We start from the raw sequence: 15,707 nt of genomic DNA, 5'->3' as shown, positions 1-15,707 counted from the left end.
TGAACACCAACTTTCGAGTTCTGAACACCAACTTTCGAGTTCCAATCTCAAAAGATGGGGATCTGAGCTTCAGTAATAAGCAATACTACCTCAAAGCCAGTTGTGAACGTGCTAACTGTACATCAGAAGCCTATTCCCGCTTGCTAGAGTGTGAGTAGTTCACGTAAAATATAATGCCATTGTTGCGGCAGTTCTCATGACCTCATCTGCGTCGTTTGACACATTAGAGTCTTTACAGGCGGATATCGCTGAATTGATCGCTCGTTTACCGACATTAAAAAATCGGCAATTTATTCAGCAAGCACTTGCTACTATTGTTCGACTGGCTGATACCGAAATTGAGCGTCTCGATTGGAAAATCTTGTCAGCTGCTATAGCAGATATGGAGCGAGGTTTCCAGCTTTTTTATGATTACCGACACGTTCGCAAAATCACCATCTTCGGTTCTGCTCGTCTAGCGCCAGAGACACCAGAGTACCAAATGGCCCTTGAGTTTGCTCGCATTGTTTCTCAATTAGGATTTATGGTGATGACCGGCGGTGGTGGCGGGATCATGCAGGCGGGTCACGAAGGTGCTGGGCGAGAAAATTCCTTTGGATTAAACATTCAGTTACCCTTTGAACAGGAAGCAAACCCGTTTATAGAAGGTGATCCTAAGCTAATTCACTTCAAATATTTCTTTACCCGCAAGCTGTTTCTCCTCAAAGAAAGTGATGCTATAGCCTTATTTCCGGGAGGTTTTGGCACTCAAGATGAAGCTTTTGAATGCATGACATTAAGCCAGACTGGTAAATTTGGCCCAGTACCTCTAGTTTTAATTGATCGCCCTGGTGGTGATTACTGGCGGTCTTGGAGCGAATACATTGATAAGCAACTAGTGCAAAATGGTCTTGTCAGTCCTGAAGACCCCAACCTTTACACGGTGACAGACAACTTGGATGTGGCTTGTGATGCCATTACTCGTTTTTACCAGGTTTATCACTCCTGTCGATATGTAGGCGATAAATTAGTCATCCGCCTCAAGACAGATATATCAGACGCTCAGGTAGAGCAACTCAATGCTGATTTTAGCGACATTATTATTCAAGGACGGATTGAAAAAAGTCAGGCATTACCTCAAGAAGCACAAGATGAAACTGTTGGACTACCCCGGCTCATTTTGTACTTCAATCAACGCGACTTGGGGCGCTTGTATCAGATGATTGCCACAATTAACCAGATGGGCACTCCTTCACCAGAGGATGCAGCGCATCCAGAAAGAAAGTAGGTATGAACAAAGGGAAGGTTGACATACTCACCGCGATAAATCGACGGTGATTCTTCTTCATGGCTCACAGAAATCCGCTTGCTATATCAGGTTTCCCTTCAATAGTATTGGTGGTCTTCTCCCCATGCTTTTCTTCTCTCGAAGCAGATTCCCAATGCCCTTGGGTACTGTTTTGCCACTCAACTCCTAACACTTTCATGCCTTTCTTGAGGATGTTAACTGCCGCATTCGTATCACGGCATATTTCAATTCCGCAGCTAGAACATGAATGGGTTCGGGTGCTGAGTGACTTTTTCACCCTATGTCCGCAATTACTACAGTCCTGGGATGTATAATTAGGCGACACCGCCACCACTGCTTTATCCCAGATTTTCCCGTAGTACTCCAACCATTGAGTGAATTGATACCAACTAGCGTCAGAAATCGACTTAGCCAAATGGTGATTTTTGACCATGTTCGCAATCTTCAAATCCTCATAGACGACGACATCGTTAGATGCCACTACGCATCGGGCTTGCTTTATAGCCCAATCTTTACGCTGCCTTTGGATTTTTAGATGAACTCTACCTAATCGTTTCCGCGACTTATGATAATTGATTGATTGAGGTTTTTTAGCTTTGACAAATTTTTTGCTTAATCGTCTTTGAGCTTTTTTAAGCCTCTGCTCTGACTTTCTCAAAAATTGGGGATAAATGACAGCATTATTATTTTGGTCTTTGGTGAAATACTTTAACCCCAAATCCAGCCCAACAACATTGCCAGTAAATTCCCCCTGTTCCTTGCGTTCGGCATCAAAGCAGAATTGGACATAATACCCATCCGCCTTTTTTACTACACGAACGCGGTTGATTTTAAGTCGATGAAGGTCTTCTCGTGTGGATGAATTACAGAATACAGATAAAGAACCAACTTTAAAGCCATCGGTGAAAGTAATAATTTTGCAATCATCAGATAGCTTCCAGCCTGACACTTTATACTCTACTGAGCGAGAATGCTTTTTAAATTTGGGATAACCCTTCTTTTTCTCCTGTTTTTTACAACGCTTGTAAAAACTTGAGATAGCAGCCCAAGCTCTTTCGGCACTGGCTTGACGCGCTGCGGAGTTTAACTTCAATGCGAAGTCGAATTCCGACGCTAAGTCTTTACACAGCTTATATAAGTCAGCTTTACCAACCCCTTGATTATCCATCCAATAGTGAACTGCTTTGTTTCTAATAAATTGGGCAGTCCTAATGGCATCATCAAGAGCTTGGTATTGCTCCTTAGTTCCTTTCAGTAGCTTGGCTTCTCTTACTATCATCTCTATACTTTATCACGGAATATTGCAGATAAAATAATATTATAAAATATAAAGCCGTCCTGGAAGGACGGGGCTTTTACCCATTTTTTCGGTAAAGGGAATAATTTTGAATCCCTTCCCCTTTTATTGTTTCAAGGTTATAGAATTGCGATGCCGTTAGCGAGTATTCGTTCGCACAGCGTCTCGTAGAGAGCGTCATAGCGCGTCGTAGAGATCGCCAGTTCCTTTTCCCCATGAGCGACTGCCGTCGCAAAGCAAGAGAAGGAAGAAATGCTTAACTGAACTGTATTGCTGTATAAGTATTTTTACCAAAATAGCAAAAATCGCACTTGGGGATGAGATTATGTCTGCTTTATCCTTGGGATGTTATCAATTTATACTTTGCTATATATTAGACCTCTTGCATAAATCAAAAATTAAGAACCCCACCCCGCATTTGCTGACGCAAACGCTCCCCTCCCCGCTTGCGGGGCTACAGTGTACACACAAGTCGAAAAAAGCTCAATTTCCCATTATTCTCTTGTTTATCTCGTTCCCATGCAAAGCTAGGAATGCCTGATTAGGGGCTGCTGCCTCCAGTCAGATATTGAGTCTCTGACTCAATGAATGCATTCCCAGTCTTCGACTGGGAACGAGGAAACGAAGAAAGTTTTATCAAGCTAGGTTTTTAGGACTTGTGTGTACACCGTAGCCGCTTGCGGGGAGGGGTTGGGGCTGGGGTGTTAGAGACTTTTGTAATAGGTCTATTTTTTTCCAGACTTAATTTCTACCGTTACCTCAGCTAGAGGTTTTTTATCAAAAAGAATTCAGGAGCAGAGTCTCCAGCTTTGCTCCTGAATTCTTCTTCAATCTGATGCGGCTATATTCATGAGTAATGGGCATTTTGGCATTGTCAAAGGAGCCACGAAAACAATCTGATTCACCCCACTTACAGATGAGAAAAACACCAGTTATTATGACTCAATACTGATTATCGTAAAAAAGCTTGTATATTAGCACAGTAAACAACGGATCAGATCCTTACAGAGGAATAAAAAATGCTGGAATTATTGGGTTCAGGTTTGGTGTCACTTTGGCTGGAAATGGCCGGGGTACAAATAAAGCCTCTAGATGCCTTAGATGCTTTGACTTGGCAAAGTAGCCCTGGCTTGGTTCTTGCCCCTGATCCCAATCCAGCTGGGGCGACTACGGTGCAGGAATATCTGAAAAAGCTCATAACATCAAAAGTAGTGGCGCAAAATCTGGCTGAGAGTCAGGGAATTTGGATGCAGTCGGGGCCGATGCTGATGGCAAATCACCAAGGTACGACACCTCTGCCGGCTGCCTCTTTAACCAAAATTGCCACTTCACTAGTTGCTTTGAAAACTTGGGGGCCAGATTACCAATTTGATACTTTGGTAAGTGTCACTGGGCCAGTGGTAAATGGAGTTGTACAAGGCGATTTGGTGATTACAGGCCGTGGCGATCCGATGTTTGTTTGGGAAGAAGCGATCGCTCTTGGCAATACTCTCAATCAAATGGGCATCAAGCAGGTAAAGGGTAATTTGATCATTACTGGCAGTTTTGCCATGAATTTTCAACGTCAGCCGATGCTGGCGGGTCTGATGCTCAAGCAAACACTAAATCGTGCGACTTGGGGCCGCCCCGCTATTTACACGTACTCAATTATGCCCAAGGGAACGCCCAAGCCTCAAGTTGTGATTGCAGGTGGAGTGAAAGTTGAGGCGCAACCAAACCCTCAACAAACTTTGTTACTGCGTCATCGCTCATTGCCCTTGAAGCAACTGCTCAAGGAAATGAACGTTTACAGTAACAACGATATGGCAGAGATGCTGGCAGACTCAGTGGGAGGAGCAAGTGTAGTCCAATCCACTGCTGCTAACCTTGCTAGGGTGCCACAAGTGGAAATTCAGTTAATCAATGGTTCTGGACTGGGCCCAGAAAATCGCATTTCCCCCAGGGCTATCTGTGCCATGCTGATGGCTATTCAAGTTGAGGCATCTACCCATCAACTAAATCTAGCTGACTTGTTCCTCATGTCTGGATTTGATCACCGGGGGACACTACACTCCAGACATATTCCCTTTGCTACTGTGATCAAAACTGGTACCCTCCGAGATGTGAGCGCTTTAGCGGGAGTGATGCCCACACGCGATCGCGGTTTGGTTTGGTTTGCCATTATCAACCGAGGGACAAATGTCTGGGGTTTGCGGACTGGACAAGACCAACTATTGCAAAGTGTTGTAAAAGAATTACAACTACCTTTGGCTGTTCCTGCTGCCCTCACTCCCCACTCAGTTATCAACTCTTTACCCCAGCTAGGTGCAAGCAGTCGGAATGAAATTTTATTCAAAAGTTAGTTTATCGTCCAGAGTCATTAACTGACAAGGTTTTGAACCAAAAGTGAGTATGGATATTCACTATCTTTTTTTTATCGGTGTCACTACCTTGAAAGTTTTAGTCTTATTAGCAATCCAAAAGTTTTATTAATGGGTAAAAACCGAACTTGTAAAGTGTAAATGTCCATAATAGCTTTTGGGTTAAATTTTCCATTAAGTTGATTACAGGTAGTTCGCAAAATGCCCTAACCCCAGTATTGAGGAGAGCAAGCGAAGCCTGAAGTAAAAATAACTGTAAATAGATTTGTCACGACTAAGCAACAATTAAGCTTAATAAATTAGGTTGTGATTATGCGATTTCTCAAATTACCCAGGTCTATACGTCAACTCAGTAGTTATGTGTTAGCGATCGCGCTCGGAGTTGTGCTAATGGTTAGTACATTGCAGGTGTTGCCCTCCCAAGCCGAACCAGCACCCAGAGTAACTGCTGGAGATTCTTCAAAACTAACTGTCCAACGGCAATCACCAGCTACTGCTGCGATCGGTAGCACTAGCTTTGTCACAGCAGCAGTAAATCGTGTGGGCACAGCAGTTGTCCGAATTGATACTGAGCGGACAATTACTCGTCGCGTTGATCCATTTTCGGAAGACCCCTTTTTCCGTCGGTTTTTTGGTGACGGTTTCTCCCAACAGATGCCTTCTGAGCAGCAGTTGCGAGGTCTAGGCTCAGGTTTCATTATTGACAAGAGCGGGTTAGTTCTGACTAATGCTCATGTGGTCGATAAGGCTGATAAAGTAACAGTCAGGCTCAAAGATGGCCGCACCTTTGAAGGGAAAGTTCAAGGGATTGATGAAGTCACAGATTTGGCAGTAGTCAAGATTAACGCTGGTAACGATTTACCAGTCGCACCCTTAGGTTCTTCCAGTAATGTCCAAGTAGGAGACTGGGCGATCGCAGTTGGTAATCCTTTGGGATTTGATAACACCGTTACTTTGGGAATTATCAGTACCCTCAAACGCTCCAGCGCCCAAGTCGGTATTAATGATAAACGCTTAGACTTCATTCAGACAGATGCCGCGATTAACCCTGGTAACTCTGGCGGGCCACTATTGAATGGGCAAGGTGAAGTGATTGGGATTAATACAGCCATTCGTCCTGACGCGATGGGTATTGGGTTTGCGATTCCTATTGATAAAGCTAAAGCGATCGCAGCGCAACTGCAACGTGATGGCAAAGTTGCTCACCCCTATTTGGGCGTGCAAATGCTAACTTTGACACCCGATCTTGCCAAGGAAAATAACACTGATCCCAACTCTCCTATTCAGATACCAGAAATTAATGGTGTTTTTGTAATGCGAGTTGTCCCCAATTCTCCCGCCGCATCTGCGGGTATCCGGCGCGGGGATGTAATTCTGCAAATTGATGGTAAAGCTATTACCAGTGCTGAACAATTGCAGAACTTTGTGGAAGACAGTCGTCTTGGTCAAGTATTACAGGTGAAAGTCCAACGAGGGAATCAGACACAGCAGCTTTCAATCCGCACAGCCGAATTGCAAAATGCTTCCTAGAGCCGCACATCTGTTACTGGTGTCAACTTAAGCTGAAAGCCAGTCTATAATAACCTTTCTCTCGTTCCCAGCCTCTGGCTGGGAATGCCCACCATGAGGCTCCGCCTCGTTTTTTACTTACTTAACCCAAGGTATGGTTATTAAAGGGTGCGATCGCTCCAGAAGTCCTGGTAGCTGGTTAAGCGAGCCTTTGCCGCAGATCATACCAATGCGTCTAAATCACTTACCAACAGCTAATACTAGACCTTCATGGGCTAACATTGCTTCAGGAAAAGCAGATTTAACATCGACTTGAACCTGGTCAAGAAAATCATCATAGTCATCTGGGTGATGATGAGAAATGGCTAGCCGTTGCACACCAGCATTCAGAGCTGCATTCACCGCAGCTTGCCAGAGTAAATCAGCAGAGTCATGATTGTGAGACGTAGGCGGAGTGTAAGTGGCATTGGCAATCAGCAAGTCAACGCCTTTAATGAACTGTAAAATCCGCTCTCGCTCTACTTGATCTTCATTCTGCTGCAAATCCGTGACGTAGGCAACACTATAATCTTGCCAAGAAACTCGGTAGCCAACTGACCGCTGAGTTTGATTAATTAATGCGGTTGTAATAGTGACATCATCTAGCTTCACGTCATTGTCTGGAGTTAGATTGTAAAACTGCAATTCCGACTGCATTACCTGTAAAGGGTAAGGAAAATGTGGCTGGAGCATCTGATCATACAGACATTGTTTGATTGAGGCTCCATTTGAGGCAGCTGTGCCGTAAATATGGAAGCAATTTTCTACAATAAATGCGGGAGCAAAAAAGGGAAACCCTTGAATTCGGTTTGATTGACAGTTGGTAAAAAATAAATGGGCTTCTAGTGGCTGTTGTACTTGTTGCCAAGTTTTACCCAGTATGCGTAAGCCAGTACCGCCATCAAAAATCAAGCGTTTCCCAGCTACATGCATTTCTACACAAGCGGTATTGCCACCATAACGATTGGTGTTGCTACTTGGGGTGGGAATCAAACCTCTTACACCCCAGAATTGCACGAGAAATTCACCTGCTGGGCTACTTGGCAGGGTAGCTGACTTTTTAGGTATGTAGCTCTGGGAACCCGACAACTCAAAATTTGACATTTTCCTTGAAATTAGACCTCACTGAGCAGGTCATCGTAGCGCCGCACTTCCAACAGCCTGTTTTTTTCGTCCACAATGACTACCGTAGGAGAGTAACTTTTTAACTCTTCTGGAGTGAACTGCCCGTAAGTCATTATAATCAAGCGATCGCCAATAATGCCCAGACGTGCCGCACCCCCATTTAGCTCAATTACTCCTGAATGGGCTGGAGCCGGGATCGCATAGGTAATAAAGCGCTGACCGTTGGCACTATTAACTACTTGCACCTGCTCATAGGGTAAGATACCAGCTTTTTCCAAAAGGATTTCATCAATGCTGATACTACCCACGTAGTTGATATTCGCCCCTGTGAGGGTGCAGTTATGAATTTTTGCCAAAAGGAGAGTACGCTGCATTTGGTTTGGGATTAGTGGCAGTTTTTGCGTTCCGTAACAAGCGAAAGCTATCAAAGTGAGGAGTTAGGAATAAAAATTCATAACTCCTGTACAGACGCGATTAATCGCGTCTCTCTTATTATCCTCTATAAGCTTTGACGGATTTTTCTACTAAAGCTGCAACCTTATCCACATCTTGCCAACCGAGAATTTCAGTCACCTTTTTTTCCAAATTTTTATAACTACGGAAAAACTCGGCAATTTCATCTAAGCGGTGTGGCGCTACGTCTTTCAGTGATTTCACCTGAGTGTAGCGCGGATCTTTGTCAGGAACACAAAGGATTTTTTCATCGCGATCGCCTCCATCAATCATCTCCAAAAAGCCAATCGGTCGTGCGGCAATAACACAGCCTGGAAAGGTCGGCTCATCAATTATGACCATACCATCTAGGGGATCGCCATCTTCAGCCAAAGTATTGGGTACAAAGCCGTAGTCATAAGGATATTGTACCGAGGAATAAAGGACTCGGTCTAGAGCAAAAGCTTCTAGTTCCTTGTCGTATTCGTATTTATTTTTACTTCCGCCAGTAATTTCAATCAGAACGTTGATTAAACCCGATTTCGGTTGGGCAGGAATACGAGATAAATCCACAAAAAACTCCTCTGATAACAATCATGGGGGCACTCAGTCAGCTTCGCTCCCCGTGTAGAATTTTAGGGCAATATGGATCTCTTCCCAAGGTATTCATTCCACGGCATCGGCGTTAGGGGACAGGGAAAAGGGAATGAACTGTGCCCTGTAACCTGTACCCTATCCCCTTGAATTAGCCAAAAAATGGAAAAAGCGTTGCGAAGTAACTTCGCAACGCTTTTTCCAAGAGGGTATTATTTTTTCCCACCCTTGATTGCTATTGGAGAGATTTCTGCCCCTATTCTGTCAAGACAACTGAAATCTGGAATCAAATATAGATTCAGGTTATTCTTGATGAACTACATCCACACCTACAGAGATTGTCTCAAAATCAGCTTTATGCTTTTTTGTAGCTCTCCTGCTGGTGAAATGCTACTGGGAATGGGAAGCTTTATCAATCTTTACTTGCTTTAATGTTGTGGATTAGGGGTTGCTGATTATTTTGAACATTAGTTGAAGAATAGTGGGCGATGACAAATACGGGTAGGGTGAGAGTTAACAGAGCGATCGCAGTTCCCACAATGTCTGCCAAACGTTGGGAATATGTGTCGGTATTGGCAGACTGGCTATTTGAATTCATACAAAATTGAAGTTCTTCGTAACACTGTGTAGATCTACTCTCTGAGCGAGAGTCTTAATGCTATGTTAGCTATTTTTAAACTGTAAAATGTGTAGCATCCTACAATCTAAACCAGTTTTAAAACTGTCATAATAGCGTTTTTATACATGAAATTCTTAATACAAAGTTACAAGTAAACAAATCATGTTTTATTTTGTAATTAATATTTTCAGATGTTTCCCTGTATGGTGTAACGGTTTGCATACGCAAAGCCAACTTTGACAGCATCATAAATTACTTTTTTTCGCTGATTAAAGATTAATTAGCAAAATGTATTTGTCCGATACTTCATGATTATAACATCCTAAAATGCCTTTGATAAGGTCATTTTACTGAAATTGCTAATTTGTGATACAGAATACAAATTAGCAATTGCACTGATAGACATTCAGTCTTTTCGATTGTGCTACAGTAGTTATACACAAAAATATTTGACACCAAAGAAGAAACTGCTAGGAATAATTTTTGTAACCACTCATAACTAGCGAATAAATACAGATACATCAACGGTGTTATGCAACATAGATTCAGTGATACCACTAAACAAATATTTCAGAATTTAAATTTTCAAATCTCTGTAATATCACAGTATTTTTGTCAATCTATATATAGGTAGAGTCTAAAATATTTTAGAAGGTGGCGTAGACGTGTAGGGGGTTATTGCCAAACTTCGCTCATATCTGAACAAAATACCCAATCCCAATTTCCGCTAAATCCGTATAACTTTTGGGATGAATCAAAATCTAAGACGAGAAATTGTATAACAAATTAATCAGCTAAAAAAACCGCCACTATATCTATATAGTAGGGCGGTCTGGTTAAGCAATCGGAGGGTAATTACAGATTACTCTCCTAATGAATGAAATTGCTGTAACGAAGTTTGCACTTATAAATTCGGGATTGAGTATTGGCCAAACAGGGCAATTCAATTTTGGATTTTGGATTTTAAATTTTGGATTAAATTTCAATCTAAAATCCCAAATCTAAAATCTAAAATTCTTCCTCCCCCAGTCGCTAGTTCCTTCCGTAAATACTCATTGGTTCCTTAATAAATCGGGTGTAAAGATGCTTAAACGTAGACTTAATTACGCGGGGCATACCAAAATCAATGGGCATCAACTTGTCTGGTAGCCGCCAATCTTCTATTTTTAATAAGTCAGGATTTAAATGCGGAAACTCTATGGCAGCAAGTTCTGGACAAACTCCTAACCTTTGGGAAGCAGCAACTGTGGGCACTTGTTCAGGAGGAACATTGAGGATTTCTACCATTGCCCGATCTAGAGCAAATATATCTGATGCAGCTGCTAAAATGCCCAGTTGGCGAGGTTCACCATTACTGGGGCCATTACCTTCATGACCGATTATGCCATCTAATATGGTTAAGTTAGGGTTAATTGCCCTGGCAGTTTCTACTAACATTTCACCAAATCTATTCGCATCTTTTCCGGCTTCCATGTGCCACCAAGCTTTCATTTTGCCAGGGACGCAACCAAACAAGTTTTTGACGCCCAGTGTTAATGTCAACTGCATATGTGATTTCACTTTCGGTAGGTTAATCACTACGTCTGCTTCCATTGCTTCTTTAGACAGCCGCAAATGGTTAAAATTGTCACTAACGGTTTGGTAACGCTGACCGTGAAAATCGATGATGGGAAGATTGAGTTCTTCTAAAATAGGCAGATAGCCGTTTGCTACTGCTACGCCCTTGGCACTGCCAAAAGCAGGACTATCGCCCAAAAATGGCTTACCGCCAACCTCAATTACCATCTGGGCAACTTCGTAAACTAGTTCGGCACGGGTGATACACTCTTTACCAGGACGCGTCCCTGTAAGTAAATTAGGTTTGAGTAAAACGCGATCGCCTTTTTTCACAAACGCTGCCATTCCTCCAAAAGGTTCCAGGAGAATGATTAAGGATTCTCGTAAAGCCTCTCGTTCGTAAGATGTAGCCCGAATGAGACTGACGGATGGTTTTTGAGTCTGCATGGATAGATTGGGGATAGAGGGAGTGGGGAGTGGGGGCAATACTGTTCGGTTAAGGCAAGAGACGCGATAAATCGCCGTCTTTACAATAATCAGTCCTTCGTCCTGACGGCGATTTATCGCGTCTTTGGGAGTGGAGGAGCAAGAATTTTAGATTTTAGATTTTGGATTTTAGATTGAAATTTAATCCAAAATTTAAAATCCAAAATCCAAAATTGAATTGCCCAATGCCCCATAACCTATTATTCTGTTTTGAGCGGTAAGATAACACTCATTTGTTCTAGATTTAACACTGTGGCTAAGTCTGTTTCACTCATCAATCCTCGTTCTAGAACAATTTGGCGCAGGGATTTACCAGTTTCTAAAGATTCTTTGGCTACAGCTGCGGCATTTAAATAACCGATGTGGGTATTTAGTGCGGTTACTAAAGCTAAACTGCCTTCGGCATAAGCTAAACAACGTTCCCGGTTAGCAGTAATTCCCTCAATGCAGCGTTCGGTGAGTGCGGCGATGGTATTACCCAGAATTTCGATACTGTGAATCAAGTTATAGGCAATCAGTGGCATCATCACATTTAATTCTAATTGTCCGGCTTGTGCGGCTAATGCGATCGCACTATCGTAACCCATCACCTGAAAACACACCATTGATGTCATCTCTGCCATGACTGGGTTATATTTACCTGGCATAATCGAGGAACCAGGTTGCACTGGAGGCAGTTGAATTTCTTTCAAGCCTGTTTTTGGCCCCGAATCCATCAGCCGCAAATCATGAGATATTTTGACTAAATCCTGCGCTAAGTTGCGTAAAGCACCGGAAACATTTACAAATGGTGCCATACTCTGCATGGCTGCCATGAGATGGGGCGCAGGTTCTAGGGGAGTGTCAATCAATTCTGAGAGAACTTCCACTACACGGGCGCGATACAGAGGATGAGTATTTAACCCCGTTCCAGCTGCACTACCTCCCAAACCCAACACCATCAAATCACCAGAGGCGGTGTAAATCCGGTTTTGATGTTCTGTAAGAATTTGCGCCCAAGCCCGAAAATTCTCACCCAAACGCACGGGTACAGCGTCTTGTAAATGGGTTCTGCCAGATTTGACGATATCTTGAAATTCTACAGCTTTGTTTTCTAAAGATGCGATCGCCCCTTCTATTGCTGGGTGTAATGTCTTGGATAATGCCAATAATCCACCAATGCGAATTGCTGTGGGAATCACATCATTGGTAGACTGCCCATAATTAACGTGATCATTGGGACTAACACGTTTGTAATTGCCCTTTTCTTCACCAAGAATTTCTAAGGCGCGATTTGCCAGAACTTCATTGACATTCATGTGGTGGGATGTTCCAGCACCCGCCTGATAAACATCTACAACAAATTGATCCCGGAACTTCCCAGCCAGGATTTCATCAGTTGCTTGCACAATCGCCTGACTAATATCTTCAGGAATGCAATTCAGTTCACCATTCACAATTGCTGTAGCTTTTTTAATTATTAATCCAGCATCTACGTAAGTAGCTAAAGGCTTTATGCCGCTAATCGGGAAGTTTTCAATTGCTCGCAGGGTTTGGATGCCGTAATAAACGCTACTGGCAATTTGGCGATCGCCCATCGAATCGCGTTCGATGCGAAATTGGGAGTCTGTCTGTTCAATCATAGTATTGTTTTAAGAGAGTCTGAGTTTAGTGGACTAATCATAGATTTTGCATATTTGCTTGGCTGCTTGTTGCTTTACACTTGTTAATTTTGAAGTTTGATTTTTGAATTCCCTATGACTATACCCAACTGGATTACCTTCTCTCGCCTATTGGGGATACCATTTCTGCTTTATGGCTTGTACAATCCCACACCTCAAGCTAAGTGGATATGTTTGGCGATTTTTCTCATTGCTGCATTGACTGATTGGTTAGACGGCTATTTGGCGCGGAAACTCAACCAAATTAGTGAATTAGGTAAATTTCTTGATCCCTTAGTGGATAAACTTTTGGTACTTGCGCCGTTGCTGGTTTTTATTGAACTAAGAAAAGTGCCGGCTTGGGGAGTGTTCCTGATTTTAGCGCGAGAATTAGCGATCGCTGGTTGGCGGGTGAATCAAACAACGATTACAGGGGCAAATATTTGGGGTAAACTCAAAACTGTTAGTCAAATAGTAGCGATCGCGCTTTTAATTGCGCCTCTTGCTGAAGTCTGGCAAGTTCCCTCTCTGATTGCTTTTTGGATTTCTGTGGGCTTGACTTTAATATCTGGGGCAATTTACCTCATACCGCAAAATCTAACTAAGGAAAATACACAGTTAGATACAAAGCGAACCTAAAATAAAACCACTGTGGCGATCGCTTTGAAAAATGATTCAACAAAATTTTATAGGAGTTCTGAGGTATAGTTCTTATTCTTAACTCCCAACTCCCAACTCCAAACTCCTAACTCCTAACTCCTAACTCCCAACTCCCAACTCCCAACTCCCAACTCCCAACTCCAAACTCCCAACTCCTAACTCCTAACTCCTAACTCCTAACTTTTTTCATGCCATCCAAAATCTTACCACCGCCCCTGAAACCTGGAGACTTACTACGAGTAATTGCCCCTAGTGGTGCTTTGCGAGAATTTGAGGCATTAGAACAGAGTGTAGAAATTTGGCGATCGCGTGGTTATCGAGTAGAAATCAGTCCTCAGATAGATGACAAATGGGGCTATTTAGGAGGGACAGATGAAACGCGTCGTCACCAACTAGCAGCAGCATGGCAAGATCCTGATTGTCGCGGTATTCTCTGCGCCAGAGGCGGTTTTGGCAGCACCCGGATCTTAGAAGATTGGAATTGGCAACTTAGCAAATCACCCCCAATCCAAAATCCAAAATCCAAAATCCAAAATCCAAAGTGGCTGATTGGCTTTTCTGATATCACAGCTTTATTGTGGAGCCTTTATACAGAAGGAATTTCCGGCGTTCATGCTCCCGTGCTGGTGACTTTGGCAGATGAGCCAGATTGGTCAATTGAGCGATTATTTGATTCGGTAGAAGGTCGTCCTCTCGCCCCTCTCAAAGGTTGCGGGTGGGGTAGCGGCGTAGCAAATGGCACTTTGTTACCAGGTAATCTCACGGTGGCTACTCACCTTTTGGGTACACCAATCCTGCCACATCTGGATGGTGTAATTCTGGCATTGGAGGATGTTACGGAAGCACCTTATCGTATCGACAGAATGCTGACACAGTGGCGTTTGAGCGGTGCTTTGTCTAAAGTCTGCGGTATTGCTTTGGGCAGTTTTACTCGTTGTGAAGCGCCGCCAACTGTGCCTAGCTTTAGTGTAGAAGAAGTACTGCGCGATCGCTTGGGCGATTTAAATATTCCGATTGTCTCTAATCTACCTTTTGGTCATGATAGTCCCAATGCAGCATTACCAGTGGGTGTAGAAGCAACTTTAGATGGGGATGCGGGAATATTAGCGATCGGGCATCCCCATTAAGTTAACGTGATCTCGACGGCTTATGTGGTGTTGCCTAACGAGCTGAATCCAAAGACTTCTCCCTGGTTTTACTACGCAAAACCGTCCCTCTCCAAGTCGGAGAGGGACAGACTTGAACTTTAGTTCGAGTCAGGGAGAGGTTTATCGAACTCAGGTTAAGTTAAAATCAGATCCGCTTCTGGTTAAACAGTCATAATCCACTCACAGAATAATGTTTTAAATGCTCTGGTAAATCCCAATTAATTTTCGGATCTGGCTGATGTTTTACTGGCTCAACATTCCCGCGCCAAGCAGCTCCCATAATTTGCATAGTTTGATAAATGATTGTATTCCAACCCTTTTGCTTTAAGTAGTCTAAGCCTTGTGCTACATCAGGTGAAGTTAAATCATGGAACAAAATTAAAGCATCAGCCTCTGCCAATGGTTCACAAACAATCGTATCATTGAGTGGCGCTGGTGATTCATGATCGCCATCAATGAAAATCAATGACCATTTGCATTGTAATTGTTTAGCTAACTCCTCTACCTTTTGTGGGCTATAACCAGCTACTAAATTCACTGAGTCGAGAACACTAGCAAGTCGTAGAGAATTAGTTACACTTTCATAAACATCTTCTCTGGCTAAAAGAGGATCAATTACATCTAATTCCACTCCGCCTAATGCCAGATGACAGGCAGACCAACCCCGCAAACAACCAATTTCTAAAGCTTTTTTTCCGGCAAATTTTAGTGCTGTATTATATAAAATATGTGCCTCATCTCGATTGAGGAACCCTATAAATTGTTCATCTCTATCTACATACCAATTATGGGGAATCTCTCGACGTAAATAAGACCAATAACAATTATTGATGTCTCCAATAATCATATTGGGGAAAGATGAATCAGGATAAATTATCTCCAATTCGGGTGAAATATAGTCCCAACTAGACAATAAGATATTTGGAACAACTTCATTAGTTTTTGCCATTATA

13 protein-coding genes are annotated in these 15,707 nt (G+C 42.9%); 5 read left to right on the top strand and 8 right to left on the bottom strand.

Annotation, left to right across the window (positions count from 1 at the left end; genetic code table 11):
• Positions 1-196: 196 nt before the first annotated feature.
• Positions 197-1,267 (top strand): LOG family protein, encoded by a 1,071-nt coding sequence (locus tag V7K30_RS18770; protein ID WP_335001766.1) that lies wholly within the window; start codon positions 197-199, stop codon positions 1,265-1,267.
• A 64-nt stretch (positions 1,268-1,331) separates the two neighbouring features.
• Here V7K30_RS18770 and V7K30_RS18765 read toward each other — a convergent pair whose 3' ends face one another.
• The gene (locus tag V7K30_RS18765; protein WP_335001764.1) at positions 1,332-2,567 is read right to left on the bottom strand and encodes an RNA-guided endonuclease InsQ/TnpB family protein; all 1,236 of its coding nucleotides are present in this window, start codon (positions 2,565-2,567) and stop codon (positions 1,332-1,334) included.
• 1,037 nt (positions 2,568-3,604) lie between these two features.
• On the opposite strand from V7K30_RS18765, the gene V7K30_RS18760 reads away from it, so the two are divergent.
• The gene (locus V7K30_RS18760; protein WP_335001762.1) at positions 3,605-4,927 is read left to right on the top strand and encodes a D-alanyl-D-alanine carboxypeptidase; all 1,323 of its coding nucleotides are present in this window, start codon (positions 3,605-3,607) and stop codon (positions 4,925-4,927) included.
• Positions 4,928-5,257: 330 nt separating this feature from the next.
• Entirely contained in the window at positions 5,258-6,475 is a 1,218-nt protein-coding gene (locus V7K30_RS18755; RefSeq protein ID WP_335001760.1) for an HhoA/HhoB/HtrA family serine endopeptidase, read from the top strand.
• Between the two features lie 219 nt (positions 6,476-6,694).
• Here V7K30_RS18755 and V7K30_RS18750 read toward each other — a convergent pair whose 3' ends face one another.
• The 6 genes from V7K30_RS18750 to V7K30_RS18725 form a co-directional block, all read right to left on the bottom strand.
• The gene (locus V7K30_RS18750; protein ID WP_335001758.1) at positions 6,695-7,597 is read right to left on the bottom strand and encodes an MBL fold metallo-hydrolase; all 903 of its coding nucleotides are present in this window, start codon (positions 7,595-7,597) and stop codon (positions 6,695-6,697) included.
• Between the two features lie 11 nt (positions 7,598-7,608).
• Entirely contained in the window at positions 7,609-7,992 is a 384-nt protein-coding gene (gene panD / locus V7K30_RS18745; RefSeq protein ID WP_335001757.1) for an aspartate 1-decarboxylase, read from the bottom strand.
• Between the two features lie 118 nt (positions 7,993-8,110).
• Positions 8,111-8,623: an inorganic diphosphatase gene (locus tag V7K30_RS18740; RefSeq protein WP_335001755.1), complete on the bottom strand. Its 513-nt coding sequence runs from the start codon at positions 8,621-8,623 to the stop codon at positions 8,111-8,113.
• 433 nt (positions 8,624-9,056) lie between these two features.
• Positions 9,057-9,242: a hypothetical protein gene (locus V7K30_RS18735; protein WP_335001753.1), complete on the bottom strand. Its 186-nt coding sequence runs from the start codon at positions 9,240-9,242 to the stop codon at positions 9,057-9,059.
• A 1,053-nt stretch (positions 9,243-10,295) separates the two neighbouring features.
• Positions 10,296-11,267, bottom strand: a complete 972-nt coding sequence (locus V7K30_RS18730; protein WP_335001751.1) for a DUF362 domain-containing protein — start codon at positions 11,265-11,267, stop codon at positions 10,296-10,298.
• A gap of 239 nt (positions 11,268-11,506) precedes the next feature.
• Positions 11,507-12,928: an aspartate ammonia-lyase gene (locus V7K30_RS18725; protein ID WP_335001749.1), complete on the bottom strand. Its 1,422-nt coding sequence runs from the start codon at positions 12,926-12,928 to the stop codon at positions 11,507-11,509.
• Positions 12,929-13,042: 114 nt separating this feature from the next.
• Between V7K30_RS18725 and pgsA the strand changes: the two genes are divergently transcribed.
• Together pgsA and V7K30_RS18715 are read left to right on the top strand one after the other, a co-directional pair.
• Positions 13,043-13,585, top strand: a complete 543-nt coding sequence (pgsA, locus tag V7K30_RS18720) for a CDP-diacylglycerol--glycerol-3-phosphate 3-phosphatidyltransferase (RefSeq protein ID WP_335001747.1) — start codon at positions 13,043-13,045, stop codon at positions 13,583-13,585.
• Positions 13,586-13,794: 209 nt separating this feature from the next.
• Complete coding sequence (locus V7K30_RS18715; protein WP_335001745.1) at positions 13,795-14,733, top strand: S66 peptidase family protein; 939 nt, start codon at positions 13,795-13,797, stop codon at positions 14,731-14,733.
• 190 nt (positions 14,734-14,923) lie between these two features.
• On the opposite strand, the gene V7K30_RS18710 is transcribed toward V7K30_RS18715, so the two are convergent.
• A complete protein-coding gene (locus tag V7K30_RS18710; protein ID WP_335001743.1) occupies positions 14,924-15,703 on the bottom strand; it encodes a class I SAM-dependent methyltransferase in 780 nt (259 codons plus the stop codon).
• Between the last annotated feature and the right edge of the window lie 4 nt (positions 15,704-15,707).

It is taken from the genome of Nostoc sp. (genome assembly GCF_036917655.1).
Lineage (GTDB): Bacteria > Cyanobacteriota > Cyanobacteriia > Cyanobacteriales > Nostocaceae > Nostoc.
This window is presented reverse-complemented; position numbering and strand designations above follow the sequence as displayed.

Bases quoted from the DNA above. Each gene is read 5' to 3' on its own strand.
- V7K30_RS18735 (WP_335001753.1), bottom strand. From the start codon at position 9,242: ATGAATTCAAATAGCCAGTCTGCCAATACCGACACATATTCCCAACGT.
- V7K30_RS18750 (WP_335001758.1), bottom strand. From the start codon at position 7,597: ATGTCAAATTTTGAGTTGTCGGGTTCCCAGAGCTACATACCTAAAAAG.
- V7K30_RS18710 (WP_335001743.1), bottom strand. From the start codon at position 15,703: ATGGCAAAAACTAATGAAGTTGTTCCAAATATCTTATTGTCTAGTTGG.
- pgsA (WP_335001747.1), top strand. From the start codon at position 13,043: ATGACTATACCCAACTGGATTACCTTCTCTCGCCTATTGGGGATACCA.
- V7K30_RS18770 (WP_335001766.1), top strand. From the start codon at position 197: ATGACCTCATCTGCGTCGTTTGACACATTAGAGTCTTTACAGGCGGAT.
- V7K30_RS18755 (WP_335001760.1), top strand. From the start codon at position 5,258: ATGCGATTTCTCAAATTACCCAGGTCTATACGTCAACTCAGTAGTTAT.
- V7K30_RS18725 (WP_335001749.1), bottom strand. From the start codon at position 12,928: ATGATTGAACAGACAGACTCCCAATTTCGCATCGAACGCGATTCGATG.
- V7K30_RS18715 (WP_335001745.1), top strand. From the start codon at position 13,795: ATGCCATCCAAAATCTTACCACCGCCCCTGAAACCTGGAGACTTACTA.
- V7K30_RS18730 (WP_335001751.1), bottom strand. From the start codon at position 11,267: ATGCAGACTCAAAAACCATCCGTCAGTCTCATTCGGGCTACATCTTAC.
- panD (WP_335001757.1), bottom strand. From the start codon at position 7,992: ATGCAGCGTACTCTCCTTTTGGCAAAAATTCATAACTGCACCCTCACA.
- V7K30_RS18760 (WP_335001762.1), top strand. From the start codon at position 3,605: ATGCTGGAATTATTGGGTTCAGGTTTGGTGTCACTTTGGCTGGAAATG.
- V7K30_RS18765 (WP_335001764.1), bottom strand. From the start codon at position 2,567: ATGATAGTAAGAGAAGCCAAGCTACTGAAAGGAACTAAGGAGCAATAC.